The sequence below is a fragment of the Pseudomonas sp. NFACC04-2 genome (assembly GCF_900119265.1).
In the GTDB taxonomy this organism is placed as follows: Bacteria; Pseudomonadota; Gammaproteobacteria; order Pseudomonadales; family Pseudomonadaceae; genus Aquipseudomonas; species Aquipseudomonas fluorescens_AA.
In genome coordinates this window covers 212,259-236,951 of record NZ_FPJC01000006.1, presented here as the reverse complement: position 1 = coordinate 236,951, position 24,693 = coordinate 212,259, and the positions used below count along the sequence as shown (strand labels likewise).

General features: G+C 60.5%; 27 protein-coding genes. 19 read left to right on the top strand and 8 right to left on the bottom strand.

Annotated features, from left to right (window positions below):
- Window positions 1-7: 7 nt before the first annotated feature.
- Window positions 8-211 (bottom strand): hypothetical protein, encoded by a 204-nt coding sequence (locus tag BT125_RS11445; RefSeq protein ID WP_072406982.1) that lies wholly within the window; start codon window positions 209-211, stop codon window positions 8-10.
- A 233-nt stretch (window positions 212-444) separates the two neighbouring features.
- Window positions 445-1,656: an MFS transporter gene (locus BT125_RS11440; RefSeq protein ID WP_072406980.1), complete on the bottom strand. Its 1,212-nt coding sequence runs from the start codon at window positions 1,654-1,656 to the stop codon at window positions 445-447.
- A gap of 127 nt (window positions 1,657-1,783) precedes the next feature.
- On the opposite strand from BT125_RS11440, the gene BT125_RS11435 reads away from it, so the two are divergent.
- A complete protein-coding gene (locus BT125_RS11435) occupies window positions 1,784-2,296 on the top strand; it encodes an anti-virulence regulator CigR family protein (protein WP_072406978.1) in 513 nt (170 codons plus the stop codon).
- A gap of 157 nt (window positions 2,297-2,453) precedes the next feature.
- Here the strand turns inward: BT125_RS11435 and BT125_RS11430 are convergent, their stop codons facing one another.
- Window positions 2,454-4,298: a sigma-54-dependent Fis family transcriptional regulator gene (locus BT125_RS11430; RefSeq protein WP_072406976.1), complete on the bottom strand. Its 1,845-nt coding sequence runs from the start codon at window positions 4,296-4,298 to the stop codon at window positions 2,454-2,456.
- Window positions 4,299-4,718: 420 nt separating this feature from the next.
- On the opposite strand from BT125_RS11430, the gene BT125_RS11425 reads away from it, so the two are divergent.
- Genes BT125_RS11425 through BT125_RS11400 form a run of 6 tightly spaced genes read left to right on the top strand, consistent with a single transcriptional unit; the run spans window position 4,719 to window position 10,670 of the window.
- Window positions 4,719-5,813 carry an ABC transporter ATP-binding protein gene (locus tag BT125_RS11425; RefSeq protein ID WP_072406974.1) on the top strand — a complete coding sequence of 365 codons (1,095 nt, stop codon included), beginning with the start codon at window positions 4,719-4,721 and terminating at the stop codon, window positions 5,811-5,813.
- Complete coding sequence (locus BT125_RS11420) at window positions 5,813-6,922, top strand: ABC transporter ATP-binding protein (protein WP_072406971.1); 1,110 nt, start codon at window positions 5,813-5,815, stop codon at window positions 6,920-6,922. Before BT125_RS11425 ends, BT125_RS11420 begins: the two co-directional genes overlap by 1 nt.
- Window positions 6,919-7,785: a carbohydrate ABC transporter permease gene (locus BT125_RS11415; protein WP_030142069.1), complete on the top strand. Its 867-nt coding sequence runs from the start codon at window positions 6,919-6,921 to the stop codon at window positions 7,783-7,785. Before BT125_RS11420 ends, BT125_RS11415 begins: the two co-directional genes overlap by 4 nt.
- A gap of 10 nt (window positions 7,786-7,795) precedes the next feature.
- The gene (locus BT125_RS11410; protein ID WP_060741473.1) at window positions 7,796-8,596 is read left to right on the top strand and encodes a carbohydrate ABC transporter permease; all 801 of its coding nucleotides are present in this window, start codon (window positions 7,796-7,798) and stop codon (window positions 8,594-8,596) included.
- A 10-nt stretch (window positions 8,597-8,606) separates the two neighbouring features.
- The gene (locus BT125_RS11405) at window positions 8,607-8,879 is read left to right on the top strand and encodes a DUF2160 domain-containing protein (protein ID WP_053123382.1); all 273 of its coding nucleotides are present in this window, start codon (window positions 8,607-8,609) and stop codon (window positions 8,877-8,879) included.
- A 48-nt stretch (window positions 8,880-8,927) separates the two neighbouring features.
- A complete protein-coding gene (locus tag BT125_RS11400) occupies window positions 8,928-10,670 on the top strand; it encodes an ABC transporter substrate-binding protein (protein WP_072406969.1) in 1,743 nt (580 codons plus the stop codon).
- A 365-nt stretch (window positions 10,671-11,035) separates the two neighbouring features.
- Here BT125_RS11400 and BT125_RS11395 read toward each other — a convergent pair whose 3' ends face one another.
- The 3 genes from BT125_RS11395 to BT125_RS11385 are packed head-to-tail and all read right to left on the bottom strand — an operon-like array spanning window position 11,036 to window position 13,628.
- A complete protein-coding gene (locus BT125_RS11395; protein WP_072406968.1) occupies window positions 11,036-12,217 on the bottom strand; it encodes an acetyl-CoA C-acetyltransferase in 1,182 nt (393 codons plus the stop codon).
- Between the two features lie 11 nt (window positions 12,218-12,228).
- Window positions 12,229-12,894, bottom strand: coding sequence for a CoA transferase subunit B (locus BT125_RS11390; RefSeq protein WP_072406966.1), 666 nt, complete (start codon window positions 12,892-12,894; stop codon window positions 12,229-12,231).
- A gap of 35 nt (window positions 12,895-12,929) precedes the next feature.
- Entirely contained in the window at window positions 12,930-13,628 is a 699-nt protein-coding gene (locus BT125_RS11385; protein WP_072406964.1) for a CoA transferase subunit A, read from the bottom strand.
- 130 nt (window positions 13,629-13,758) lie between these two features.
- Between BT125_RS11385 and BT125_RS11380 the strand changes: the two genes are divergently transcribed.
- Window positions 13,759-14,661 (top strand): LysR family transcriptional regulator, encoded by a 903-nt coding sequence (locus BT125_RS11380; protein ID WP_072406962.1) that lies wholly within the window; start codon window positions 13,759-13,761, stop codon window positions 14,659-14,661.
- Between the two features lie 116 nt (window positions 14,662-14,777).
- Here BT125_RS11380 and BT125_RS11375 read toward each other — a convergent pair whose 3' ends face one another.
- A complete protein-coding gene (locus BT125_RS11375) occupies window positions 14,778-15,617 on the bottom strand; it encodes an NAD-dependent protein deacetylase (protein WP_072406960.1) in 840 nt (279 codons plus the stop codon).
- A gap of 193 nt (window positions 15,618-15,810) precedes the next feature.
- On the opposite strand from BT125_RS11375, the gene BT125_RS11370 reads away from it, so the two are divergent.
- From BT125_RS11370 to BT125_RS11320, 11 genes are all read left to right on the top strand, one after another.
- Window positions 15,811-16,320 (top strand): ferritin-like domain-containing protein, encoded by a 510-nt coding sequence (locus BT125_RS11370; RefSeq protein WP_072406958.1) that lies wholly within the window; start codon window positions 15,811-15,813, stop codon window positions 16,318-16,320.
- Window positions 16,321-16,393: 73 nt separating this feature from the next.
- Window positions 16,394-16,666 carry a hypothetical protein gene (locus BT125_RS11365; RefSeq protein WP_072347683.1) on the top strand — a complete coding sequence of 91 codons (273 nt, stop codon included), beginning with the start codon at window positions 16,394-16,396 and terminating at the stop codon, window positions 16,664-16,666.
- 34 nt (window positions 16,667-16,700) lie between these two features.
- Window positions 16,701-16,949, top strand: coding sequence for a metallothionein (locus BT125_RS11360; RefSeq protein WP_072406956.1), 249 nt, complete (start codon window positions 16,701-16,703; stop codon window positions 16,947-16,949).
- A 423-nt stretch (window positions 16,950-17,372) separates the two neighbouring features.
- Complete coding sequence (locus BT125_RS11355) at window positions 17,373-17,750, top strand: con-10 family general stress protein (RefSeq protein WP_072347679.1); 378 nt, start codon at window positions 17,373-17,375, stop codon at window positions 17,748-17,750.
- 263 nt (window positions 17,751-18,013) lie between these two features.
- Window positions 18,014-18,895, top strand: coding sequence for a manganese catalase family protein (locus BT125_RS11350; protein ID WP_072406955.1), 882 nt, complete (start codon window positions 18,014-18,016; stop codon window positions 18,893-18,895).
- A 104-nt stretch (window positions 18,896-18,999) separates the two neighbouring features.
- Window positions 19,000-19,929 (top strand): ZIP family metal transporter, encoded by a 930-nt coding sequence (locus tag BT125_RS11345; protein ID WP_072406953.1) that lies wholly within the window; start codon window positions 19,000-19,002, stop codon window positions 19,927-19,929.
- 176 nt (window positions 19,930-20,105) lie between these two features.
- Window positions 20,106-20,606, top strand: coding sequence for a YciE/YciF ferroxidase family protein (locus tag BT125_RS11340; protein ID WP_072407072.1), 501 nt, complete (start codon window positions 20,106-20,108; stop codon window positions 20,604-20,606).
- 262 nt (window positions 20,607-20,868) lie between these two features.
- The gene (locus BT125_RS11335) at window positions 20,869-21,522 is read left to right on the top strand and encodes a hypothetical protein (RefSeq protein ID WP_072406951.1); all 654 of its coding nucleotides are present in this window, start codon (window positions 20,869-20,871) and stop codon (window positions 21,520-21,522) included.
- Entirely contained in the window at window positions 21,522-21,953 is a 432-nt protein-coding gene (locus BT125_RS11330) for a phage holin family protein (RefSeq protein ID WP_072406949.1), read from the top strand. Before BT125_RS11335 ends, BT125_RS11330 begins: the two co-directional genes overlap by 1 nt.
- On the top strand, window positions 21,950-22,765 hold the full coding sequence (locus tag BT125_RS11325; protein ID WP_072406947.1) for a DUF3618 domain-containing protein: 816 nt from the start codon (window positions 21,950-21,952) through the stop codon (window positions 22,763-22,765). Before BT125_RS11330 ends, BT125_RS11325 begins: the two co-directional genes overlap by 4 nt.
- 126 nt (window positions 22,766-22,891) lie before the next feature.
- The gene (locus tag BT125_RS11320) at window positions 22,892-24,298 is read left to right on the top strand and encodes a saccharopine dehydrogenase NADP-binding domain-containing protein (RefSeq protein ID WP_072406945.1); all 1,407 of its coding nucleotides are present in this window, start codon (window positions 22,892-22,894) and stop codon (window positions 24,296-24,298) included.
- Here the strand turns inward: BT125_RS11320 and BT125_RS11315 are convergent.
- The gene (locus BT125_RS11315; protein WP_072406943.1) at window positions 24,285-24,692 is read right to left on the bottom strand and encodes a YkvA family protein; all 408 of its coding nucleotides are present in this window, start codon (window positions 24,690-24,692) and stop codon (window positions 24,285-24,287) included. The two genes, BT125_RS11320 and BT125_RS11315, sit on opposite strands and share 14 nt — an antisense overlap.
- Window position 24,693: the final 1 nt, after the last annotated feature.

The following is a 24,693-nucleotide window of genomic DNA, read 5'->3' as shown; positions in this document are numbered from 1 at the left end:
ACTCAGGTCAAAAACTCAGCGCAGCCGCTTCTCCAAACGAGTGATCCTGTCCCGTCATGAAGTGCAGCGACATCTCCTGTGGCGCCTCGATGGGTGGAATTTCAAAACTCCCCACCACTTGTCCCTGAAGCGCACTCAGCCGCATCGACTCTTCTTCCTTTGCCTTTGCCATTCTCGCGTGGTTCGCTGCGATTTCGTTGAGAGTTGACACGGTACATCTCCGTTTGCTGACCAAGCATTGATTAATTTGCCGCCGCGTCAGAATTGCGTCGTTCTTGGCTGCTGAGACAGGCCAGTGCAAACCCTGAGCCAGACAGGGCCGCTTGTTAGCCCCGACATTTGACAGGTGACGAATGGCGGGGCAGACGTGCCTCGACGCTGGCAACGTTTCAACCATGCCTCAACAATAAGTCACTGATAATACAAATCGACGCTCCGGCAGGATCAGTCGGTATCGGTGCGGTAGACGCTTGCTCCGTGTGTTGAATGTCTGTTCACCACGACCACTGCGGCTCCGATCAGACCGGTGACAACCGCCAGCAGCAGAATCACCTCCTGCGTACCAGCCGGCGCGGCCAGTACCGCGACGAGCAGGCCAGCGAGCGGTTGCGACAGGTTGTTGAGCAGTGTGATAACGCCGACGGTCTTGCCGAAGTCCTGGGGTGGAATGACTTGTTGGCGCAGGGTGCGGAAGTAGACGTTGAACATTTTGTCGAAACCGACGATCAGCAAGAAACCGACGACGTAGCCCCCTGTGTTAGTGCTGAGGGCGGTGACGAAGGCACCGATGGCAATCATTGTGTAGGAGAGGGCCCCCAGCAGTTTCAAGGGCAAGGTCACCCGGGCCAGGACAAACAGGATGACAATGGTGGTCAGCGCGCCGGCCGCCTGCAACCCGGCGTAATCATCCTTGCCAGCGCCGTAGTGGCCGATGACCATGGCCGCCGACGTGGCGAGGGTGACGCCGATGATCAGGTTGACGCCCACCGCCAGGCTGATGATTTTTTTCAGTTGCGCCAGGTTGCGAATGTGGCCGAAGGCAACGCGCAGCGGGTTCAGCCAGAGGTCGTGATGTTGCTCGAAGGTTTCCAGGGTGACCGAACTGGTGCGCTGCCAGTATCCCATGGCCAGGTCCGCCAGCAGGAATAGCCCGGCAATCGCCAGCACCACCCAGTGCCATGCCCACACCTCAAGCAGCAGCGCAGCGATCAGCGGGCCCAGCACCAGGCCGGTCTGATCGGCGATTTGCGAGTACGACAGGGTCTTGGTGTAGGTGTAGTGCTTGAAGATATACGGCATCACCACTTCGCGGGCCATGATGCCCTGGGTGGTCAACACGCCGCAGAGGGCCGAGAGCGCCACGATCCAATAGATACCGCCGAAGATGCCATGCAACAGCACCGCCACGCCGCAGGCCACGGCACGATAGACCTGGCTGATGTGCAGGATGCGAATCGGCGCGAACTTGTCACACAGCGCGCCGCAGATCGGGAACGCCAGATAGCGTGGCAAGGATTCGACGAAGAAGGCCAGGCCTGACCAGGCGACGCTATTGGTGGTCTGGAAAACAATCAGCGGGACGATGAAGAGCAAGATCTGGTCGGCTAAGCGGGAGAGGAACATCGAGACGAAAAAAGCCAGGTAATCCTTGCGCATGAAACTCCTTGATTGCTGTTTTCAGGTGAAATCCAGTCGGCAAGCGGCGCGCAGCGTGATATGGAACTAATATCACCGTTAGTCTCTATATCTTTACAGGGGACATCCCTTTTTTGAGAGAACTGCCATGTTCAAATCGCGCTCGCTGATTGCCGCAGTAACCTGTTTCGCCCTGGCGGTGGGCCCTGGCATTGTTGTCGCAGACCCGGGCAACGGCAAGGGGAATGCTCAATTCGATCAAGGCCCCGGTCATGGGCAGGGAGGTAAAGGCGGGCAGGGCAACAAGGGCGGTCAAGGCAATCCCGGCAACAAGGGCAACCAGGGCGGCAAGGGAAACCAAGGCGGTGGCGGCGGCGATTGGCATAACGGCCCGAGCATTGACCGTGGCGGCATTCTGGGTGTGATTGGCGGCTATCGCGATTATTGGAGTCCCGGCCCGGCACTGCCGCCGGGTATCCAGAAAAACCTGGCCCGAGGCAAGCCGTTGCCCCCTGGCATTGCCAAAAAGCTTGATGGTCGGCTGCTGGGACGGTTGCCGCACTATGACGGTTATGAATGGCAGCAGGTCGGCACGGACCTGATCCTGGTGGCGATCGCCAGCGGCATCATCTACGAAGTGCTCAATGGCGCGTTCGACTGACCCGGTGTTCCAACTGGACCTCCTGTGGGAGCGAGCTTGCTCGCGATAGCGTCAGTTCAGCCAATGATGAAGGGACTGACACGACGTCATCGCGAGCAAGCTCGCTCCCACAGGTTTCGCGGATGTTCACGCAATCGGTTATGGGACAGGGTTTGTCTCAGTTTTCCAGTTGTCGCAGGCGTTTGTACAGGGTGTTGCGACTGACCCCCAGCCGTCGCGCCAGGTGTGAAATATTTCCCCCCACGGCCTGCAATTGGCGGTTCAAGTCTTCGGCATCGTTGAGGTCCACCCTCAGCGGCTCCGGTGTTTCCACCGGCTCCATTTCCAGATCGACAAAAAAGTCGTCGGGCAGGTGCTCCGGCCGGATCGGCTGTTCCTCGGCCATTGCCAGGGCTACTTGCAGCACGCTGCTGACCTGTCGCAGGTTGCCCGGCCAGGGATGGCGTTCGAACAAGTCCAGTACCTCACGGCTCAGGCCGGCCCATTGGGTCGGTTCGCGGTGGTGTTCCCAGAGGCGTTTGAACAGCGCCTGCTTGTCGCTGCGTTCGCGCAGGGGCGGCAGTTCCAGGGTCAGGCCGCCGATGCGGTAGTACAAGTCTTCGCGAAACCGCCCCAGTTGCACCTGTTCACGCAGCGAGCGGTTGGTGGCGGAGATGATACGGATGTCTACCGGGAACAACTCGGCGCTGCCCACCGGTTGCACGCAACGCTCCTGCAAGACCCGCAACAGTCGGGCCTGGGTCGGCAGTGGCATGTCGCCGATTTCGTCGAGGAACAGCGTGCCGCGGTCGGCCTTGCGGATCAGGCCGATGCTGCCTTTCTGGTTGGCGCCGGTGAACGCGCCTTTCTCATAACCGAACAGCTCCGATTCCACCAGCTCGGCGGGGATCGCCGCGCAGTTCACAGCAATGAACGGCTGCTTGCAGCGCGAGCTGGCCTGGTGCAGGGCTTTGACGAACACTTCCTTGCCGACGCCGGTCTCGCCATGGATCAGCAGCGGAATGTCCTTTTCCAGCAAGCGCTCTGCCTGGCGCACGGCTTTTTCCACACGGTTGTCACCGAAGTGCAGGGTATTGAGGCTGATGGCGTTGCTGGCGGGGGCTTGCGCAGGCGTCGCCTCGGTGAAGACCCGTGCCCTGATCGACACCTGGCTCGGACGCCTGAGCAAGCACTGGAATCGATTGCTGCCGGACGCCTGCAAGGCGAACGGCAGGCCGTCAGGTTGGTTCAGCAATTCCAGCAGCGAAACCTTGAACAGGCTTTCAATGCTCACCCGTGACAGGCTCAGGCCCAGCAGGTTGTCGGCCCGGCGGTTGGCGGAAAGCACCTGGCCGCTCTCATCGAAGATCAGCAGCCCGGCCCATTGGCTGTCGAGGTTGTTCAAGCCGGTGTTGAAGGTCAGCTGGAAGTGCTCACCGCGAAACAAGTTGAGGATCAGCCGGTTCTCCACGGTCTGGCTCATCATCTTGACCATGCCCAGGGTGTGGGATGGCGGCAGGTAGCTGTCGCTGGAGACGTCCAGCACGGCGATGACCTTGCGCTCGGCATCGAAGATCGGCGCGGCGGAGCCGGTCATGAAGCGGTTGGCCTTGAGGAAGTGTTCATCGTGCTCGATGTGCACTGCCTGTTCGCAGGCCAGCGCGGTGCCGATGGCGTTGGTGCCGGTACAGCGCTCCATCCAGCTCGCCCCGGCGCTGAAGCCATGGGCCAGTTTCGGCTCGATGAAGCGCTGGGTGCCCCAGGAGGTCAACACCTGGCCCTGGTTGTCGGCCAGCATGATCAGGCAGTTGGAGTTGCTCAGGATGTTCTCGTAATACGGCAAGACCTCTTGATGGGTGGTCTGCACCAGCGAATGCTGGCTCTCCAGCAATTGGGCGATGCCTTGGGCGGGCAACTGATCGAAGGCCGGCACACTCTGGTGATTCAGGCCAAAGGCGCGGCAACGGGACCAGGAGGCCTGGATGATGGCCTCGTGGGACAAGGCAGGGGCAGGTGCGGCCATGGGGCACTCTCGCAGGTGCTGTTTTTATTGTTGTGGCAAGTCTCGCACAGACTCCTTGTGCTGGGGCAAGCCTGAATAGCACGTAATACACAAACCTTGTGGGAGCGGGCTTGCTCGCGATAGCGGTGGATCAGCAGCGTCGATGTGACTGACACATCGCTATCGCGAGCAAGCCCGCTCCCACAAAGGGCATGGCCAGGCTAACCGAAAACGTTCATTCAGTGTTGTTCAAAATTGTTCATTGTCAACCCGTGAATTGTTCAGTTGTTCAGTCGTGGCTGTTCACTTGTGTTCATCTACGAACCTGCTGCTCTCGGGTTTTTGTAAAAAAATAAGCCAGGTCAATGGGTTGTGATTTCTGGCACGGCTTTCGCTTTGCAACTCGGGTCGCTTGACTCCAAATAATAAAAAGGCCGAGCCATGTCATTAAAGCTTGAGCACATCTGTCGCACCGTCGAAGGCCAGACCTGGATCGACGATGCCAATCTGAGTTTCGAACCCGGATCCTTCAACGTCTTGTTGGGCCGCACGCTGTCCGGCAAGACCAGCCTCATGCGCCTGATGGCCGGTCTGGACAAGCCCGACAGCGGCCGCATCCTGATGAACGGCGTCGATGTCACCAACCGCCCGGTGCGGCTGCGCAACGTGTCGATGGTTTACCAGCAGTTCATCAACTACCCGACCATGACCGTTTTCGAAAACATCGCCTCGCCGTTGCGCCAGGCCGGTGTGTCCGACGAAGTCATCCAGAGCAAGGTGCTGGAAACCGCCAGGATGCTGCGGATCGAGAAATTCCTCAAACGTCATCCATTGGAGTTGTCCGGCGGCCAGCAGCAGCGCACAGCCATGGCCCGGGCGCTGGTCAAGGACGCCGAACTGATCCTGTTCGACGAGCCCCTGGTGAACCTGGACTACAAGCTGCGTGAAGAGCTGCGCCAGGAAATGCGCGAGCTGTTCCAGGCCCGCCACACCATCGCTGTCTACGCCACCACCGAGCCTAACGAAGCGCTGGCCCTGGGCGGCACGACCACGATCCTGCATGAGGGCCGGGTGATTCAGAGTGGCAAGTCGTCTTCTGTCTATCACCAGCCACAAACCGTGCTGGCCGCCGAGCTGTTTTCCGAACCGCCGATCAACCTCATGCCGGGTCGTATCGCCGGCAATGAAGTCAGCTTCGCCAATTTCGTGCACTTCCCGCTGAACGTCGACCTGCGCCCGGTGGGCGAGGGCGAGTTCCGTTTCGGCGTGCGCCCCAGCCATATTTCCTTGGTGCCGAGCAACGACGACGACCTCGAACTGGCGGTGACCGTCGAAGTGGCCGAGATCAGCGGCTCGGAGACGTTCCTGCACGTGCGCAACGAACATTTCCTGCTGGTGCTGCACTTGCCAGGGGTGCATGAGTACGACGTGGACGCGCCGATTCGAATCTACATTCCGACCCACAAACTGTTTGTTTTCGACGCCCAGGGCAAGCTGGTCCAAGCCCCAGGGCAGCGTATCGCGAGGGTTGCCTGATGGCTGAAATTCGTTTGCAGAACCTCGCCCACAGCTACACCAGCACCCCGGCGGGCCCCGAGGATTACGCGATCCGCGAGATGAACCACATCTGGGAGCAGGGCGGCGCCTATGCGCTGCTCGGACCCTCGGGCTGCGGCAAGTCCACCTTGCTGAACATCATCTCCGGCTTGCTCAGCCCTTCCGAAGGGCAGGTGATGTTCGACAGCAAAGTCGTCAACGACTTGACCCCGGAACACCGCAACATCGCCCAAGTGTTCCAGTTCCCGGTGGTGTACGACACCATGACGGTGTTCGACAACCTGGCATTCCCGCTGCGCAACCAGGGCATGGCCGAAGCGCGAATCCACACCAAGGTGCAGGAAATCGCCGAGGTCCTGGACTTGCAGAGCCTGCTGGACAAAAAGGCCCGCAACCTCACCGCCGATGAGAAGCAGAAAGTCTCCATGGGCCGCGGGTTGGTGCGCGACGATGTGTCGGCGATCCTGTTCGACGAACCGCTGACGGTGATCGACCCGCACCTGAAATGGAAACTGCGACGCAAGCTCAAGCAGATCCATGAGCAGTTCAACATCACCATGGTCTACGTCACCCACGACCAGTTGGAAGCCTCGACGTTCGCCGACAAGATCGCGGTGATGTACGGCGGCCAGATCGTTCAGTTCGGCACGCCCCGGGATTTGTTCGAGCGCCCGAGCCACACCTTTGTCGGCTATTTCATCGGCAGCCCGGGGATGAACCTGATCGAGGTCACCGCACAGCCCGGCGGTGTCGGTTTCGCTTCGACCCACTTGCCGCTGTCGGAAACCTTGCAACGTCGTGTCGCCGAAGCCGAAGGCAAAAGCCTGAAGGTCGGTATCCGTCCCGAGTTCGTGCATGTCTGGGATGGCCCTTACGACGACGCGATGCAGGCTGATGTGGTGCACGTCGAAGACCTGGGCACCTACAAGATCCTGACCCTCAACCTCGATGGCGCACCGTTGAAGGTCCGCCTGGCCGAAGACAAGCCCGTGCCCGAAGGCACGGCGTACATCAGTTTTCCGGCCCAATGGCTGATGGTCTATGCCGATGAATACCTGCTGGAACCGCTGAGCGAGGTGCAGCCATGAACAAGGTGCAGAACAATAAGGCCTGGTGGCTGGTATTGCCGGTGTTCCTGCTGGTGGCCTTCAGCGCCGTGATTCCGATGATGACCGTGGTCAACTATTCGGTGCAGGACATCTTCGACCAATCCAGCCGCTACTTCGTCGGCGCCGACTGGTACAAGCAGGTGCTGCTCGATCCGCGGCTGCACGATTCGCTGCTGCGCCAGTTCATTTACTCGGCGTGCGTGCTGCTGATTGAAATTCCCCTCGGCATCGCCATCGCCCTGACCATGCCGACCAAGGGTAAATGGTCGTCCCTGGTGCTGATCATCCTGGCGATTCCGCTGCTGATCCCGTGGAACGTGGTGGGCACCATCTGGCAGATTTTCGGCCGCGCCGACATCGGTTTGCTGGGCTCGACCCTCAACGGCCTGGGCATCAACTACAACTACGCGGCCAACACCATGGACGCCTGGGTCACCGTGCTGGTGATGGATGTCTGGCATTGGACTTCGTTGGTGGCGCTGCTGTGCTATTCGGGGCTGCGAGCGATTCCCGACGTGTACTACCAGGCCGCGCGGATCGACCGGGCGTCGAACTGGGCCGTGTTCCGTCACATCCAGTTGCCGAAGATGAAGAGCGTGCTGCTGATCGCCGTGATGCTGCGTTTCATGGACAGCTTCATGATCTACACCGAGCCGTTCGTACTCACTGGCGGCGGGCCGGGCAACGCCACCACGTTCCTCAGCCAGACCCTGACGCAGATGGCCATCGGCCAATTCGACCTGGGCCCGGCAGCGGCGTTTTCCCTGGTGTATTTCCTGATCATTCTGTTGGTGTCCTGGCTGTTCTACACCGCCATGACGCACTCCGACGCCAACCGTTGAGGCCCGCACAATGAGCAAGAAAAAGCTGATACCGCTGTTGATCTACATCCTGTTCCTGCTGGTGCCCATCTACTGGCTGCTGAACATGTCGTTCAAGAGCAACACCGAGATCCTCGGCAGCCTGACCCTGTGGCCGCAGGATTTCACCTTCCACAACTACAAGGTGATCTTCACCGATCCGAGCTGGTACACCGGTTATCTCAACTCGCTGTACTACGTGAGCCTGAACACGGTGATTTCCCTGGGCGTCGCGTTGCCGGCCGCCTATGCGTTTTCCCGCTATCGGTTCCTGGGGGACAAGCACCTGTTCTTCTGGCTGTTGACCAACCGCATGGCCCCACCGGCGGTGTTCCTGTTGCCGTTCTTCCAGCTGTATTCGTCCATCGGGCTGTTCGACACCCATATCGCCGTGGCCCTGGCCCATTGCCTGTTCAACGTGCCGTTGGCGGTGTGGATCCTCGAAGGGTTCATGTCCGGGGTGCCGAAAGAAATTGACGAGACCGCCTACATTGACGGCTACAGTTTCCCCAAGTTCTTCGTCAAGATCTTCATTCCGTTGATCGGCTCTGGCATCGGTGTCACGGCATTTTTCTGCTTCATGTTTTCCTGGGTCGAACTGTTGCTGGCGCGCACGCTCACCTCGGTGAATGCCAAGCCGATCGCGGCGGTCATGACCCGTACGGTATCGGCATCCGGTATCGACTGGGGGGTGCTGGCGGCGGCGGGGGTGTTGACTATCCTGCCGGGTATGCTGGTGATCTGGTTCGTTCGTAACCACGTGGCCAAGGGCTTTGCCCTGGGCCGGGTCTGAGGAGTCGATGATGGAATGGATGAACTGGACCGGCCCGACGGCGGCTTTTTTTGGAGTCATCGCCTTGCTACTGGCAGGCATGACTACATGGGAACTGCGTTCGCCGAGCATCCCTCGGCGTGGTTTCCTGCCGATTGCCACCACCCGTGGCGATCGGTTGTTTATCGGTCTTCTCGGTAGCGCCTACCTGCACCTGCTGGTGATCGGCGCCACCGACTGGAGCATCTGGATAGCGTTCGCGTTGTCTTGGGTGTGGCTGTTGGCAGTGATGCGGTGGGGCTAATCGCGACAATTCGACGATCAGGCTCTTAAACCCAAACAGGAGGTCTCTATGTTCGATAAAAACAATAAGCTGCGACATAGCGTTTCATTGGCAGCCATGCTGGCACTCAGCGGGCTGAGCGCTACGGCCTGGGCCGACGCCTATGAAGACGCCGCTAAAAAATGGATCGGCAGTGAATTCAAGCCGTCGACCCTGACAGCCGAGCAGCAGCTCGAAGAACTCAAATGGTTCATCAAGGCCGCCCAGCCGTTTCGCGGGATGAAAATCAATGTGGTGTCGGAAACCATCGCCACCCACGAATATGAATCCAAGGTGTTGGCCAAGGCCTTCAGCGAAATCACCGGGATCCAGCTGACCCACGACCTGCTCCAGGAAGGCGACGTGGTGGAGAAGCTGCAGACCCAGATGCAATCGGACAAGAATATCTATGACGGCTGGGTCAACGACTCGGACTTGATCGGTACGCACTTCCGCTACGGCAAGACCGAATCGATCACTGACTTGATGGCCAATGAAGGCAAGGACTTCACCTCGCCGACCTTGGACCTCAAGGACTTCATCGGTATTTCCTTCACCACCGCGCCGGACGGCAAGGTCTATCAACTGCCCGACCAGCAATTCGCCAACCTGTACTGGTTCCGTGCCGACTGGTTCGAGCGTGCGGACCTGAAGGCCAAGTTCAAGGAGAAATACGGCTACGAGTTGGGCGTGCCAGTGAACTGGTCGGCTTATGAAGACATCGCCAAGTTCTTCTCCGAAGACGTCAAGGAGATCGATGGCAAGCGCGTCTACGGGCACATGGACTACGGCAAGAAAGACCCGTCCCTGGGCTGGCGCTTCACCGATGCCTGGTTCTCCATGGCCGGTGGCGGCGACAAGGGCCTGCCCAATGGTTTGCCAGTGGACGAGTGGGGTATTCGCGTCGAAGACTGCCATCCAGTCGGTTCCAGTGTGACCCGTGGCGGCGACACTAACGGCCCTGCGGCCGTGTTCGCCACCACCAAATATGTGGAATGGATGAAGAAATACGCGCCGCCGGAAGCAGCGGGCATGACCTTCTCCGAATCCGGCCCGGTGCCGTCCCAAGGCAACATCGCCCAGCAGATTTTCTGGTACACCGCTTTTACTGCCGACATGACCAAGCCGGGCCTGCCGGTGATGAATGCCGATGGCACGCCTAAATGGCGCATGGCCCCTTCGCCACGCGGCCCGTATTGGGAAGAGGGCATGAAGCTGGGGTATCAGGACGTGGGTTCCTGGACGTTCATGAAGTCTACGCCTGAGAAGCAGAAACTCGCGGCCTGGCTCTATGCGCAGTTCGTGACGTCCAAGACCGTGTCGCTGAAGAAGACCATCGTTGGCCTGACGCCGATTCGTGAGTCGGACATCAACTCCCAGGCGCTGACCGACCTGGCACCGAAACTCGGTGGCCTGGTGGAGTTCTACCGCAGCCCGGCTCGCGTGCAATGGACCCCGACCGGGACCAACGTGCCGGACTACCCACGCCTGGCGCAATTGTGGTGGAGCCACATCGCCGAAGCTGCCAGCGGCGAGAAAACGCCGCAGCAGGCCCTCGACGGGTTGGCCAAGGATCAGGATGCGATCATGACCCGCCTGGAACGCTCCAAGGCCCAAGCTACCTGCGCGCCTAAGATGAACCCTGAGCGCGACGCGCAATACTGGTTCGACCAACCGGGCGCACCGAAGCCGAAACTGGCGAACGAGAAGCCTAAAGGCGAAACCGTGAGCTACACCGAGTTGCTGAAATCATGGGAGGCGGCACGCAAGTAAAGCCCCGGATGTGAAGACGAACGGCACCGAAAGGTGCCGTTTTTTTTGGCCAGGGCTTACCGCAACAGACAGACCCGCCGCCATCGCGAGCAAGCTCGCTCCCACAGGGGGGTGGTGGTGACCCCAGATAGTGCGTACACCCAAAATCCATTGTGGGAGCTGCTCCCACAGGATTTGGCGGTGTCCATGAATGCTGCATACACCACAGTTCCCCTGTGGGAGCGAGCTTGCTCGCGATGAGGCCGGCAAGCCACCCACTAAGCCAGCAGGAAAAAAACCGGCGCAACCGAGGTTGTGCCGGTGGTGGTGCCAGTGGCTGCACGGATATTCGTGGGTCCGTGCAACCACCGTTGAGCCCGTGTCGGTTATGCCCGTTCCAGCGCCAAGGCCACGCCTTGGCCGCCGCCGATGCACAGGGTCGCGAGACCTTTCTTGGCGTCGCGCTTGATCATTTCATGCAGCAGCGACACCAGGACCCGGCAACCCGACGCACCGATAGGGTGGCCCAGGGCGATGGCGCCGCCGTTGACGTTGACCTTGTCCATGTCCCATTTCAGTTCCCGGGCCACAGCCAGCGACTGGGCGGCGAAGGCTTCGTTGGCTTCGATCAGGTCCAACTGCTCCAGCGACCAGCCGGCCTTGTCCAGGCAGCGACGGGTGGCCGAGACCGGGCCGATGCCCATGATCGCCGGGTCAACGCCGGCGTTGGCGTAGGCGCTGATTTTTGCCAGTACCGGGAGGCCCAGGGCCTTGGCTTTTTCCGCGCTCATCAGGATCACGGCGGCGGCGCCATCGTTGAGCGAGGACGCATTGCCCGCGGTGACGCTGCCGTCCTTCTTGAAGGCCGCCTTGAGCTTGCCCAGGGATTCGGCGGTGGTGCCGGCGCGCGGTTGTTCGTCCGTGGCGAACGCCACGGGATCGCCTTTGCGCTGGGGAATCAGGATCGGCGTGATCTCATTGGCAAACCGACCGCCCTCGATGGCGGCGACGGCCTTCTGCTGGGAAGCGGCGGCGAAGGCGTCCTGCTCCTCGCGGCTGATGCCGTACTTGTCCACCAGGTTCTCGGCGGTGATGCCCATGTGGTAATCGTTGAAGGCATCCCACAAGCCGTCGGTGATCATGCTGTCGATCATCTTCGCGTGGCCCATGCGCAGGCCGGTGCGGGCGGCCGGCAGTACATACGGGGCCAGGCTCATGTTTTCCATGCCGCCGGCGATGATGACCTCGGCATCGCCACAGCGGATCGCCTGGGCGCCCAGGTGCAACGCCTTGAGGCCCGAACCGCAGACCTTGTTCAGGGTCAGCGCCGGCACCGCATGGGGCAGGCCGGCGAGGATCGACGCCTGGCGCGCCGGGTTTTGCCCGGAACCTGCGGTCAGTACTTGGCCGAGAATCACTTCATCGACCTGTTCGCCGGACAAACCGGTCTGTTCCAGCAGGCGACGAATCACCGCGGCACCGAGTTCCGGCGCGGGAATGGCCGCCAGCGAACCCTGGAAGCTGCCGATGGCGGTACGGGTAGCGGCGACAATCACGACTTCTTGCATCGAATCTCTCCTCACTGGGCAGCGAACTGCATTTCAGGCACGTGGTCCGGCACGATCAATTTGCCGGCAGTCTTGGCGATGATTTCCTCGACGCTGACGCCTGGGGCACGTTCTTTCAGGATGAAGGCGCCGTCCTGGATTTCCAGGTAGGCCAGGTCGGTCAGCACACGCTTGATGCAACCGGCGCCGGTCAGCGGCAGGCTGCAGCGTGGCAGCAGTTTCGACTCACCGTCCTTGGACGCGTGGGTCATGGTGACGATGATGTTCTCGGCGCCGGCCACCAGGTCCATCGCACCGCCCATGCCCTTGACCAGCTTGCCGGGGATCATCCACGAGGCAATGTTGCCTTCGACATCCACCTCGAAGGCGCCGAGTACGGTCAGGTCGATGTGGCCGCCGCGGATCATGGCAAACGATTCGGCGGAAGAGAAGATCGACGCGCCGATGCGCGCGGTGACCGTCTGTTTGCCGGCGTTGATCATGTCGGCATCGACTTCGGCTTCGGTGGGAAACGCGCCCATGCCGAGCAGGCCGTTTTCCGACTGGAGCATGACTTCCATGCCTTCGGGAATGTAGTTGGCGACCAGGGTCGGGATACCGATGCCCAGGTTCACGTAGTAGCCGTCCTGCATTTCGCGGGCGACGCGTTGAGCCATTTGTTCGCGGGAAAGTGCCATGTTCTTATTCCTTCATTCGGGCCGGGGGCAGGAGATCACTTACGCACGGTGCGCTGTTCGATGCGTTTTTCGAACGTGCCGCAAATGACCCGGTCGACGTAGATGCCAGGGGTGTGGATCTGCGTCGGGTCCAGCTCGCCGGGTTCGACGATTTCTTCGACTTCCACCACCGTGATCTTGCCCGCCGTGGCGGCCAGCGGGTTGAAGTTCTGGGCGGTGTGGCGATAGATCACGTTGCCGAAATGGTCGGCCTTCCAGCCTTTGACGATGGCGAAGTCGCCGGTGATGGATTCTTCCATCAGGTACTGGCGGCCATGGAACTCGCGCACTTCCTTGCCTTCGGCCACGGGCGTGCCGACGCCTGTAGCGGTGAAGAACGCGGGGATGCCGGCGCCGCCGGCGCGCATTTTTTCGGCGAGGGTGCCTTGGGGGGTGAGCACGACTTCGATTTCGCCGCTCAGCAGTTGTTGCTCGAACAGGGCGTTTTCGCCCACGTAGGAGGCCACCACCTTGCGGATCTGCCGGTCTTCCAGCAACACGCCGAGGCCGAAACCGTCGACGCCGCAGTTGTTGGACACCACGGTGAGGTCGCGGATGCCCTTGCGCTTGATCTCGGCGATCAGGTTTTCCGGAATACCGCAGAGGCCGAAGCCGCCGGCGATGACGGTCATGCCGTCTTTCAAGCCCTCCAGCGCTTGTTCATAAGAGCTCACGCGTTTGTCGAAACCTGCCATAGACACCTCTTTTATTCTTGATGGGGTCGCAATGAGATGCAGTGTTGCGCCAAGTCATATATTTGTTAAGTTGATTTTTAGGTTGGATTGATTGATAAAACTCAACAATTGCCTTCGGAGCACCGCGACCATGACCCTCAAGCAAATCCGCGCCTTCCTCGCGGTGGCCCAGAGCCTGAGCTTCGCCGTGGCCTGCGAGCGGCTGCACCTGTCCCAGTCGGCCTTGAGCCTGACCATCAAGGCCCTGGAAGAAGGCCTCGGCGGTCGTTTGTTCAGCCGTAATACCCGTAACGTGGCGTTGACCCCCGAAGGTGAGTCCTTACTGCCACTGGCCCGTCGGCTGGTGGCCGACTGGGACAACGCCGAGGACGAAATGCGCCAGCGCTTCACCTTGCAGCGCGGTCGCGTGACGCTGGCGGCGATGCCTTCGTTTGCCGGCAATCTGTTGCCGCCGATCCTCAAGACCTTCCGCGCCCGCTATCCGAATGTCAACGTCACGGTCAACGATGTGATCAACGAACAAGTGCTGGAAATGGTCCGTGATCGTCATGTCGAGCTGGGCGTGGCGTTCGAGCCGATGCAGGGGTCGTCTCTGGCGTTCACGCCCTTGTACCTCGATCGTTTCGTCGCGGTGGTACCGTTGGATTCAGCCTTTGCCCAGCGTGACGAAATCCACTGGGAAACCCTGCTGGAGCAGCCGTTCATCACGCTGCAACGACCCTCCACTGTACGGGTGATGCTGGAAGAGCATCTGCGAGCCCGGGGCATGAAACTGCCTGTGGAGTTCGAGAGCCACCAGTTGGCGACCGTCGGACGGATGGTCGCCAGTGGGTTGGGGGTGAGTGCCGTGCCGGCGCTGTGCGTCGGGCAGATGCATGAGCTGGGTGCCCGCTGCATCACCTTGAGCGATCCGGTGATCGAGCGAGCCATCGGGGTGCTGACCAAGCCGGGGCATGAATTGTCGGCGGCGGCGCAGGCATTGTTCGATACGCTCAGGGGGCAGGACTTGGGTATGCAGTTGGCCGCAGGTTGACCCCGGCCACTGTGGGAGCGGGCTTGCTCGCGAAAGCGGTGGGTCAGTCGACAGCAGTATCGAATGTTCCATCGCTTTCGCGAGCAAGCCCGCTCCCACAAAGGGGCCGGGTGTTGCTAAAACGGGTGTTGTGTCAGCAATGGCAGTAGTTGCTCACACGGCTCTTCAAGCTTGAGGTCCAGCAGCTCATCGGCCCGGGTCTTGCCTTGGTTGATCGCCAGCAGCGGCTTGCCCTGGTCCTTGATGGCCCGGCACAGGCGAAACGCCGAATACGCCATCAGCGACGACCCCACCACCAGCAGGCCGTCCGCTTGCTCGACGGCTTGCATGGCGCGGGTCGCTGTGAGGGGGGCGACGTTCTCGCCGAAGAACACCACGTCGGGTTTCAACCGCTCGCCACCGCAATGGGGGCAATGGGGCACTTGGAAGCGCGCCTCGAACGCGGGGTCGAGCAGGGTGTCGCCATCGGGTGCCTGTACCGCATCGACATTCGCCAGGTAAGGGTTCGCGGTTTCCATCAACCGTTGAATCTGCTGTCGCTCGCTGCGCTGGCCGCAATCCAGGCACAGCACGCGATGCAGGCTGCCGTGCAGTTCGATGACGTCCTGGCTGCCGGCCTGGTCATGCAGGGTGTCGACATTCTGGGTAATCAGGCCGGTGATGCGTTGCTGCGCCTGCAACTCGGCCAAGGCTTCGTGAGCCACGTTCGGCCTGGCCTGCCTGACCCGGGGCCAGCCCAGCATCGCCCTTGCCCAATAGCGCCGTCGTGCCTCGGGCTGGGCGAGGAATTCCTGGTACATCATCGGTTGTCGACCCCGTCGCACGCCGTCGCTGTCACGGTAGTCGGGGATGCCCGAAGGGGTACTGATGCCGGCGCCGGTGAGTACCAGGAAGCGGCGCCCGGCCATGTGCTCCAGCAACTGATCGAGCGGTTCGAGGTGAAGGTCGTCGGGCATTGGGTGTCTCCGTTGGCCTGGAGCCGTTGAGGTTAGCACTCCAATCGGGCGGGGAAACCGTTGCAGCGCCTTTCGTCGCCCTGGCCCATGGTCTTTTCAAACTTTCCCCGGCGCCGCGATATCCACTTTTATGTGCGGTATTTCATAACCGTCGCACTGCGCTGCAGTGGCGACCACGGCTAAGGAGAAGGACATGGCAACGCCTAAAGAGAACCTGCTGGACTGGCTCAACGATGCCCATGCCATGGAGCAACAAGCGGAAAAAATGCTCAAGGCCCAGGCCGAACGCCTGGAACATTATCCGGTGCTCAAGGCCCGGATCGAGGAGCATTTGCAGGAAACCCTCGGCCAACAAAAATTGGTCGAACAATGCATCCAGCGCCTGGGCGGCAGTACGTCGACGCTCAAGGACCTGGCCGGCAAACTCATGGCCTTTGGTCAGGCGGTGGGCGGCATGACGATGAGCGACGAAGTGGTCAAGGGTGCCATGAGTGGCTATGTGTTCGAGAACCTTGAGATCGCCTCGTACACCGTGTTGATCGAGGCGGCGAAGGTAGCTGGGGATGTGGAAACGCAACGGGCGTGCGAACAGATCCTGCCCCAGGAAGTCGCCATGGCCGAGTGGTTGCGCGACCACTTGCCGGAAATTACCCAGGCGTTCCTGGAGCGTTCGGCCAATCCGCACACTGAAGCCAAGCGCTGAGCACGGCCAAGTATGAAGGAGCGGCAGGATCGCGTGCCGGTCGCTCCTTGAAGCTGCCGAGAAGAGGAAACGTATGAAGCAGACCACGGGTGAAGTACGGGCCATCAATCGACAGAGCGCAATGGTGGGGGTGTATGTGGCGCAGGAGGACGGCCATACCGTGCTCGAGCTGAGTTCGGCCAACGACATCGATATTGGCGACATCCTCGAATGGAACAGCGGCACGGCCTTGGGCACGCAGTCCTATCACAACCTGACTAAAGGTTGGACCGCCGATGTGTACGTGGCCAACCACGGCGTAGCGGCGGCGAATCTCGAGGTCCAGCTGATGGTCGGCTCTTCCTGACGGCGCCTTCGACCCTTATCTCGGGAGAAAGAGCATGAGCGGATTAAAGTGCGGTTGCCCCGATTGTCAGTGCGAGGTAGATCCGCAACGGGTTTTCAATCACGACGGCGAAGCTTACTGCAGCCAAGCCTGCGCCGAACAACACCCTAATGGTGAGCCGTGTCCGGCGCCAGACTGCCATTGTGAACGCAGTGGCAAGGTGGGTGAGCGGGACGTCACCAATAAGCAGCTGGACGATGCGCTGGAGGAAACCTTTCCGGCCAGTGATCCGATTTCACCTTGATCGAATCTCTCATCCGGGTGTCGGCGACAGGACATCCGGACGCCGCAAGCCGGTCAGTGCGGTGGTGCAGGAAAACACCGGCAGCCCGCGAGTTTTGGCTTCCTGGAACGGCGCGAGGCCAGGGTGACGAGACCGGTGCAATGGGGTGCCGGCGCCGCCCGACCTTTGGCGGACAGCGTGGAAAGACACGCACTGCTTTCAATTGAATGTAACAAGTAACGGCTAAGGTGTTTAAGATAATTTATGGCTCGCCGCTTATTTGATAGCGAGTTGTAATGTTCAGGCGTTGAATGGATTTGAAGTGTCTAGTTCTGACCGTTCGTCGCCGTTCGCTGAATTTCTTTCAAACCTTGGCGAAGTCCAATTCTCATAGTAATACGAGCCAGCGAGGCTCGTTAAACACTAACTAACGAGGTGAATGAAATGGCTAATACAGGAAATAACAATCCTGGCAATTTCGCTAACGATCGTGAGAAGGCATCGGAAGCCGGGAAAAAAGGCGGACAAGCGTCTGGTGGCAACTTTGCCAATAATCCGGAACGCGCCTCCGAAGCAGGGCGCAAGGGCGGCCAGGCATCGGGCGGCAACTTTGCCAACGACCCTGGACGCGCTGCAGAGGCCGGCCGCAAAGGCGGGCAGGCATCGGGTGGTAATTTTGCCAACGATCCTGGGCGCGCCTCGGAAGCGGGCCGCAAAGGTGGCCAGGCTTCGGGCGGCAATTTTGCCAATGACCGGGAAAAGGCCTCCGAAGCCGGTAGGAAGGGCGGCGAAAACAGCCGTGGCGGCGGTCGTGACTCGTAATGCCCGCTGACCAGGCAGGCCCCGTGCCCATGGCATGGGGCCCCATGGGCGGCAATAACTGAAAGTGGATATAAAGTTTCGCCTGGCTTTACAAGCTTTCCTTTTATTCGTGATGAGATGTTCGATGATGTCTTTGTTATTACCGTTCGTCTCATTTATCGAATAAAAAATAAATAACGTTCCCTTAACTTTTTCTGATGACTTGTGGGCCTGTTATTCCTGGCAGTGTCTCCATGGTTTATGTCTGATCGAGGGCTTTGATCATGTTTTTACATAATAAAAGACTGCAATACACCGTCCGTGTCGCCGAACCCAATCCCGGGCTTGCCAACTTGCTGCTTGAACAGTTCGGCGGTGCGCAGGGTGAGCTGGCGGCGGCGTCGCGCTACTTCACCCAGGCCTTGTCCGAGGACGATCCAGGCCGTAAGGATTTGCTGATGGACATCGCCACTGAGGAGCTCAGCCATCTGGAAGTCATCGGTTCGATCATTGTGATGTTGAACAAGGGCGCAAAGGGCAAGATGGCCGAGGGCGTGGAGAAGGAGGGCCAGTTGTACCGGGACATCAACGGTGCCGGCAATGATTCCCACATTACCAGCCTCCTGTATGGCGCCGGCTCACCATTGACCAACTCCGCCGGTGTGCCCTGGACCGCCGCCTATGTGGACACCATCGGCGAGCCGACAGCGGACATGCGTTCCAATATCGCGGCCGAGGCGCGAGCGAAAATTGTCTATGAGCGCTTGATGAACGTCACTGACGATCCCGGTGTGAAGGAAGCGCTGGGCTTTTTGATGACCCGCGAAATCGCTCACCAGCTGTCGTTCGAAAAAGCCCTGCACTCGATCCAGCCCAATTTTCCCCAAGGCAAGTTGCCGGGCATGCCGGAGTTCACCAACGTGTACTTCAATATGTCCCAGGGCGAACCTACCGTGCGCGGCCCATGGAATCAGGGCGACGATTGGGAGTTCGTCGAAAATCCAGCGCCGGCGGTGGATGGCGGCGATGGCCTGGCCAGCGTCCAGCTCAGTGAAAAAGACGAAGCGCTGCTGATGGACATGAAGGCACGGACGATGTCCAACCCCGAAAGCAACCCCATCACGGGTGCCGACTTGGGTTCAGGGATGCAAGGTGACAAACTGTAAACAACGGCGAGGGAGGAGACTCCCTCGCCTGAACCTTTTCGTCTGAGCGTTCCCGCCATGCAACCCTCAGACTAGCCATGCCTGCAGAGCATTAAGGACATTCGATGGACCAGCCTACTTCCCGGATCCGATCGCCTTGGCGTACCTGGCTGGGTCCTGTGCAAAACAACCTGCTGCTAGGGGTGAGTTTCTGGCTCGGGTTGGCGGTGATAACCGCGTTGTTACTCTACAGCGGCTACAACGCCTTGGTCGGTGCTGATCGGCACAATCTGGGCTACGCGGTCCTGGGCGGCACGTCCGGTTTCGCCGCCACGGCCTTGGGCGCATTGATGGCGGTGGTGCTGCGGGATATCTCGTCACGTACCCAGGACATCATGCTGGGTTTCGCTGCCGGCATGATGCTCGCCGCCAGCTCTTTCTCACTGATCCTGCCGGGCATCGAAGCCGCGCAGGTGATTTGTGGCAATCAGTTGCTGGCCGCGTTTGTCGTCGTGGTCGGCCTGGGATTGGGTGTGGCCCTGATGATCGGCCTCGACCGCTTCGTGCCCCACGAACACGAGTTGAGTGGGCGGCGCGGTCCTGAGGTGGAGCGCATCAACCGTGTGTGGCTGTTCGTGCTGGCCATCACCTTGCACAACCTGCCGGAAGGCATGGCCATCGGCGTCAGTTTTGCCGACGGCGATTTCAAGGTCGGCTTGCCCCTGACCACCGCCATTGCCATCCAGGACATCCCCGAAGGCCTGGCCATTGCCATGGCGCTGCGGGTGACGGGCATCAGCACCTTGCGTGCTGCGCTGATTGCGGTGGGCTCCGGGCTGATGGAGCCGCTGGGATCGGTGATTGGCCTGGGCATGTCATCAGGTGTGGCGGTCGCGTACCCCATCAGCCTGGGGCTGGCAGCGGGGGCGATGATTTTCGTGGTCTCCCACGAAGTGATTCCCGAGACCCACCGCAACGGCCATGAGACCCCGGCGACGCTGGGCCTGATGATGGGGTTTGCGGTGATGATGTTTCTCGACACGGCGCTCGGCTGAAGGCTGTTCGACCGTCTCGATACCCTCCGTCCACGCTTCGAAAAATTTCTTGAACATCTGAAAATTTCTTCGGGTCAGTGTTGATGACAGGTGAAGCGGCGTAGGCCGGCTTCACCTCATCTACCCTTTGAGGCCCGCCAAGTGCGGTGCCTTTTCTTGACCGGAGGATGATTGAAATGGCCAGGAAAACAGTGACCGACCTGTTCATTCACGAACTGTCCGATATCTACAGCGCCGAGAAGCAGATCACCCGCGCATTGCCCCGCATGGCCAGGGCCGCGACCAACCCTCTGCTGGCGCAAGCCTTCAACGATCACCTTGAGGAAACCCAAGGCCAGATCGAACGCATCGACACCCTCATTGAAGTGGCCGGCATCAAGCTCAAGCGCATGAAGTGCGTGGCCATGGAAGGTTTGGTGGAGGAGTCCAAGGAACTGCTCGAGGAAATCGAGAAAGGTGCGGTACTCGATGCCGGGTTGATCGGCGCGGCGCAAAAAGTCGAGCATTACGAGATCGCCAGTTACGGCACCCTGATTGCCATGGCCAAGCACTTGAACCTGGGCGATGAAGTGGTCGGGCTGTTGCTGGCGACGCTCAAGGAGGAAAAGGCCACCGACGAGAAGCTTTCCAAGATCGCTGAGCAGGGCGGTAACCAGGCGGCGACGATGGACTCTTGAACCATACTGGGCTGCTGCCCTCGCGCCCCGAATGGCGTGCATGCAACGTGATATGAATCGGGCCTGGCCAGTGCGCCAGCGCCCGGTTTTTTTGTATCTGCAATCCGTCAAACGGCGGCCATTACCGCACGGCGTCCAGCCTCGAAACTCGTTGGAACTCCCCTTGATCTGGCTCCGTCATCTGTTCTGAGAGGCACGTATTCGGGCGTCACCGCAGTGGCTGCCCGTTGTTGGGTTTTCTTCACGGAGGCAATGGACAGTCATGACTATCCCGGACAACAACCCCGATCAACAAAGCGGTCCATCGGGCCAGGACCGATCCAAGGATCATTTGAACGACCTCAAGGAGGATGTGAGCGAAGCCATCGGCAGCGCTCGCGAACAGGCCGATGCGCACTTTGGCCAATACCGCGATACCGCAGCCGATCAGATCGATGCACTGGCGCGCGGTGCCAAGTCAGCCGTGTCGGAACTGGAGGCCAATGACAGTCTTGGACTGTCCCACTACCTGACGGACATGGCGGATTCGATGAGCGGCCTGGCCAGCCGGTTACGCCACATGAGCGCCGAGCAATTGCTGCACGACAGTTCTCGACTGGCCCGGGACAATCCGGGGCTGTTCCTCTCCGGCAGCGTCGCGGTGGGCTTCGGACTCTCGCGTTTCCTGAAGGCCGGCAGTTCGCCTATTCCCGCCGAAGTCGACGATCCTGCCGCTGGCCATTCAAACCCTCCCACCGGCGGGTTTGCGGCTCGCGGACCTTTCGATGCGCCCCCGGACCCCCTTGGCCCCGGAGCCGGCACCCAGAGTGGCCTGGCCACCGGCATTACCCCGGCTTCCCCCAGCGCTCAGGATCACCCCAATGACGCCGCAACCGGCTCGTTGCCAGGCTCGGCCAATTCCAGAGGAGCATTGTGATGGACCGACAAGACCCGAATTACCAGCGTCCCAGCGCCGCGGCCATGCCCGAGGGCGATGCTTCGGTCATGGGGCTTCTAAAGCAATTGACCCATGAAGTCCCGTCGTTGTTTACCAAGGAACTGGCCTTGGCCAAGGCTGAGTTCCAGGCCAGCCTCAACACGCTCAAAGCGGGCATCGTCGGAGTGGCCGGTGGGGCGATTGTGCTGCTGGCCGGTTTCATCATTCTGCTGATGGCGGTGGTCTATGGCCTGAGCACGGTCATGGCGCCCTGGCTGGCGGCGCTGATCGTTGGCGCGGTGGTGATGATCATCGGCTTCGTCATGCTGCAGTCGGGCAAGAAGCAATTCGAACCGTCTCACTTCAAGCCTGATCGTACGCTCGATGCGTTGAACAAAGACCAGCAGGCCTTGCGGAGGAAAGTCTCATGAAGGACGAATTCAGAACCGAATCCGAAAAGAGCCCGGAAGCCATCGAGCGCGAGATCGACGAGCAACGGGCTCACATCAGTCATATCGTCGATGCCTTGGGCAGCAAGTTCACGCCAGGGCAAATGCTCGACCAGGCCCTGACCCTGGCCAAAGGCAACGGCTCGGCGTTCTTCAGCAACCTGGGCACCAGCGTGCGTAACAATCCGGTACCTGCCGTGCTGACCACCGTGGGACTGTGCTGGTTGATGCTCGGCCAGAACCAGCCGCCGCCACGCACCGGCTATCGCGTCGGTCCCGACCAGGACCAGGACCAGGATTCCAGCGGTTGGGGCGAAGGGCTTGCCGGTGGCCTGGACAGTGCCAAGGAGCACTTGCACAGCACCACCGACTCACTGCGCGAGGGGTTCCATCACCTCAGGGACAAGGCCTCGCACCTGGCCGATGACCTGGGCAGCAGTGCCCGTCATGCCCGGCGCAGTGCTCACGAGGCTGGGGAGCGCATGGCCCACGGTACGCAAGACCTGGGGGATTCGTTCAGTCGTCTGTTCAAGGAACAGCCACTGATGATGGCCGCCGCGGGGATTGCCCTCGGTGCCACGCTCGGTGCGGCGTTGCCCATGTCTTCCACTGAACAGCGAGTAATGGGCAAGACCAGTGCGGACCTGGCCGACAAGGTCAAGCGAACCGCACGGGAGGGGTATGAAGCGGTGCGCGATACGGCGAGCAAGACCACCGAGCATCGCGACGATGTCCCCCCTCGCACCCTGGCTAAGTCCGGTACAGACTTGTCTGCCGGCCTGGGCACCTCATAGGCCAGGGCGCAAGGCCCGGCGCAGCTTGGCAGAGCCTGTGCCGGGCTCCTGTCGAACCTGACAGTAGCCAAGGGCCCGGTGCCGGTATCTCATGGTTCCGTCGTCTGCATTTCCTGGAGGCCGCCCATGGAACACCGGGGCTCGTTCACCGGCCATCTGATCTTCATCGGGTTTGGTTCAATCACCCGGGCCACCCTGCCGTTACTACTGGGGCAGGATCATGTACCGGTCCAGCACATCACGGTCATTGCGCCCGTTATCGAAAAGAACATCTGGTTCAAGGAACGAGGGATCAGCTTTGTCCCCAAGGCGCTGACTGAATCAACCTTCGTGCAAATCCTGGATCGCTTCGTCAGGCGCGGCGACTTCATCGTCAACCTGTCGGTGGAGGTCAGTTCGTTGGCGCTGATGGCTTACGCCTTCGAGAAGGGCGCGCTGTACCTCGATACCTGCGTCGAGCCATGGGCGGGTGGCTATGACGATCCGCAATTGAGCCTGTCGCGGCGCACCAACTACGCCTTGCGCTATCAGGTCCTGGACTTGCGGGAAAAACTGGGCAAGGGGCCAACGGCAGTGGTGGCCCATGGTGCCAATCCCGGTCTGATCACCCATTTGCTCAAAGCCGGCCTGATGGAGCTGGCGGTGCATCTGAATCATTCGCCGCCACAGAGTCGTGAGGGCGTGGATTGGGCCCGGTTATGCATGGAGACGGGGATCAAGGTGATCCATTTTGCCGAACGTGACACCCAGTGCTCCAAGCAGATAAAGCAGGACGATGAGTTCGTGAACACATGGTCAGTGGAAGGGTTCATCAGTGAGGGTTGCCAGCCGGCGGAGCTGGGCTGGGGCACCCACGAGCGCCGTTGGCCGTCGTCTGCCAGGCGTCATCGCTTCGGGAGCCGCAACGCCATCTACCTGGAACGGCCGAGCGCCAGTGTGCGGGTCAAGACCTGGACACCGTTGGGTGGCCCCTGCCTGGGCCTGATGATCACGCATCACGAAACGGCGTCGACCGCCGACCTGCTGACCGTGAAAGACCAACGGCAATTGATCTACAGACCGACCCTGTACTACGCCTATCACCCGTGCAACGACGCGTTGCTGTCCATGCATGAGTTGATCGGTCACGGCTGGCAGAGCCAGCCTCGGCAACGCATCCTCAACGGTGAAATCGACAGCGGCGGCATCGATGCGCTGGGTGTCCTGCTGATGGGGCACGAACTGAATGCCTACTGGTTCGGCTCGGTGTTGAGTATCGATGAGGCGCGTGCGCTGTTGCCTTTCAACAACGCCACCAGCTTGCAGGTGGCCGCGGGTGTGTTGGCGGGAATCGTGTGGGCGGTGGAGCATCCGGACTGCGGTATCGTCGAGCCGGAGCAGATGGACTATGAGCGCGTCCTGGAAGTGGCCAGGCCTTACCTTGGCACCCTGGTGGGCAAGCGCACCGACTGGCGACCAACCGGTGCCTTCTACGAAGCTCCCCGCGACAGGGCTGCGTTCGATTGGCAGTTCGAGCATTTCACTCGTTTTTGACCCAATCGCCTGAAAACCACCACGCCGTAGCTACCAGCGCCGCCACCCAGGTCAGCACGATCAGTGCCGCCGCCCTCTTGTCCACCGGGCGCTGGCCGTCGGTCTCTTGCCATTGTCGGGCCTTGGCTTCGCACTCTGCCAGTACGGCCGGCGGCATCAATCGAATGGCCAGCCAGATGCCCAGCGGCAACAGGATCAGGTCATCCAGGTAACCCAGCACCGGGATGAAATCCGGAATCAGGTCGATAGGACTCAGGGCGTAGGCCACTACGATGATTGCGATCCATTTGGGCAGCCATGGCGTCTGCCGATGGCGATAACAGAACCACAGCGTCATGGTCTGGCGCTTCAGGGCTCTGGCCCATTGGCGAAGATGTTCGAGGAGCGTTGCCATT

What these genes read in the sequence shown, in the direction of transcription:
- BT125_RS11360 (WP_072406956.1), top strand. Translation starts at nt 16,701, where the DNA reads ATGAGCGGATTAAAGTGCGGTTGCCCCGATTGTCAGTGCGAGGTAGAT.
- BT125_RS11315 (WP_072406943.1), bottom strand. Translation starts at nt 24,692, where the DNA reads ATGGCAACGCTCCTCGAACATCTTCGCCAATGGGCCAGAGCCCTGAAG.
- BT125_RS11415 (WP_030142069.1), top strand. Translation starts at nt 6,919, where the DNA reads ATGAACAAGGTGCAGAACAATAAGGCCTGGTGGCTGGTATTGCCGGTG.
- BT125_RS11395 (WP_072406968.1), bottom strand. Translation starts at nt 12,217, where the DNA reads ATGCAAGAAGTCGTGATTGTCGCCGCTACCCGTACCGCCATCGGCAGC.
- BT125_RS11340 (WP_072407072.1), top strand. Translation starts at nt 20,106, where the DNA reads ATGGCCAGGAAAACAGTGACCGACCTGTTCATTCACGAACTGTCCGAT.
- BT125_RS11410 (WP_060741473.1), top strand. Translation starts at nt 7,796, where the DNA reads ATGAGCAAGAAAAAGCTGATACCGCTGTTGATCTACATCCTGTTCCTG.
- BT125_RS11440 (WP_072406980.1), bottom strand. Translation starts at nt 1,656, where the DNA reads ATGCGCAAGGATTACCTGGCTTTTTTCGTCTCGATGTTCCTCTCCCGC.
- BT125_RS11355 (WP_072347679.1), top strand. Translation starts at nt 17,373, where the DNA reads ATGGCTAATACAGGAAATAACAATCCTGGCAATTTCGCTAACGATCGT.
- BT125_RS11390 (WP_072406966.1), bottom strand. Translation starts at nt 12,894, where the DNA reads ATGGCACTTTCCCGCGAACAAATGGCTCAACGCGTCGCCCGCGAAATG.
- BT125_RS11430 (WP_072406976.1), bottom strand. Translation starts at nt 4,298, where the DNA reads ATGGCCGCACCTGCCCCTGCCTTGTCCCACGAGGCCATCATCCAGGCC.
- BT125_RS11435 (WP_072406978.1), top strand. Translation starts at nt 1,784, where the DNA reads ATGTTCAAATCGCGCTCGCTGATTGCCGCAGTAACCTGTTTCGCCCTG.
- BT125_RS11405 (WP_053123382.1), top strand. Translation starts at nt 8,607, where the DNA reads ATGGAATGGATGAACTGGACCGGCCCGACGGCGGCTTTTTTTGGAGTC.
- BT125_RS11320 (WP_072406945.1), top strand. Translation starts at nt 22,892, where the DNA reads ATGGAACACCGGGGCTCGTTCACCGGCCATCTGATCTTCATCGGGTTT.
- BT125_RS11330 (WP_072406949.1), top strand. Translation starts at nt 21,522, where the DNA reads ATGGACCGACAAGACCCGAATTACCAGCGTCCCAGCGCCGCGGCCATG.
- BT125_RS11385 (WP_072406964.1), bottom strand. Translation starts at nt 13,628, where the DNA reads ATGGCAGGTTTCGACAAACGCGTGAGCTCTTATGAACAAGCGCTGGAG.
- BT125_RS11380 (WP_072406962.1), top strand. Translation starts at nt 13,759, where the DNA reads ATGACCCTCAAGCAAATCCGCGCCTTCCTCGCGGTGGCCCAGAGCCTG.
- BT125_RS11325 (WP_072406947.1), top strand. Translation starts at nt 21,950, where the DNA reads ATGAAGGACGAATTCAGAACCGAATCCGAAAAGAGCCCGGAAGCCATC.
- BT125_RS11375 (WP_072406960.1), bottom strand. Translation starts at nt 15,617, where the DNA reads ATGCCCGACGACCTTCACCTCGAACCGCTCGATCAGTTGCTGGAGCAC.
- BT125_RS11335 (WP_072406951.1), top strand. Translation starts at nt 20,869, where the DNA reads ATGACTATCCCGGACAACAACCCCGATCAACAAAGCGGTCCATCGGGC.
- BT125_RS11400 (WP_072406969.1), top strand. Translation starts at nt 8,928, where the DNA reads ATGTTCGATAAAAACAATAAGCTGCGACATAGCGTTTCATTGGCAGCC.
- BT125_RS11365 (WP_072347683.1), top strand. Translation starts at nt 16,394, where the DNA reads ATGAAGCAGACCACGGGTGAAGTACGGGCCATCAATCGACAGAGCGCA.
- BT125_RS11345 (WP_072406953.1), top strand. Translation starts at nt 19,000, where the DNA reads ATGGACCAGCCTACTTCCCGGATCCGATCGCCTTGGCGTACCTGGCTG.
- BT125_RS11420 (WP_072406971.1), top strand. Translation starts at nt 5,813, where the DNA reads ATGGCTGAAATTCGTTTGCAGAACCTCGCCCACAGCTACACCAGCACC.
- BT125_RS11350 (WP_072406955.1), top strand. Translation starts at nt 18,014, where the DNA reads ATGTTTTTACATAATAAAAGACTGCAATACACCGTCCGTGTCGCCGAA.
- BT125_RS11425 (WP_072406974.1), top strand. Translation starts at nt 4,719, where the DNA reads ATGTCATTAAAGCTTGAGCACATCTGTCGCACCGTCGAAGGCCAGACC.
- BT125_RS11370 (WP_072406958.1), top strand. Translation starts at nt 15,811, where the DNA reads ATGGCAACGCCTAAAGAGAACCTGCTGGACTGGCTCAACGATGCCCAT.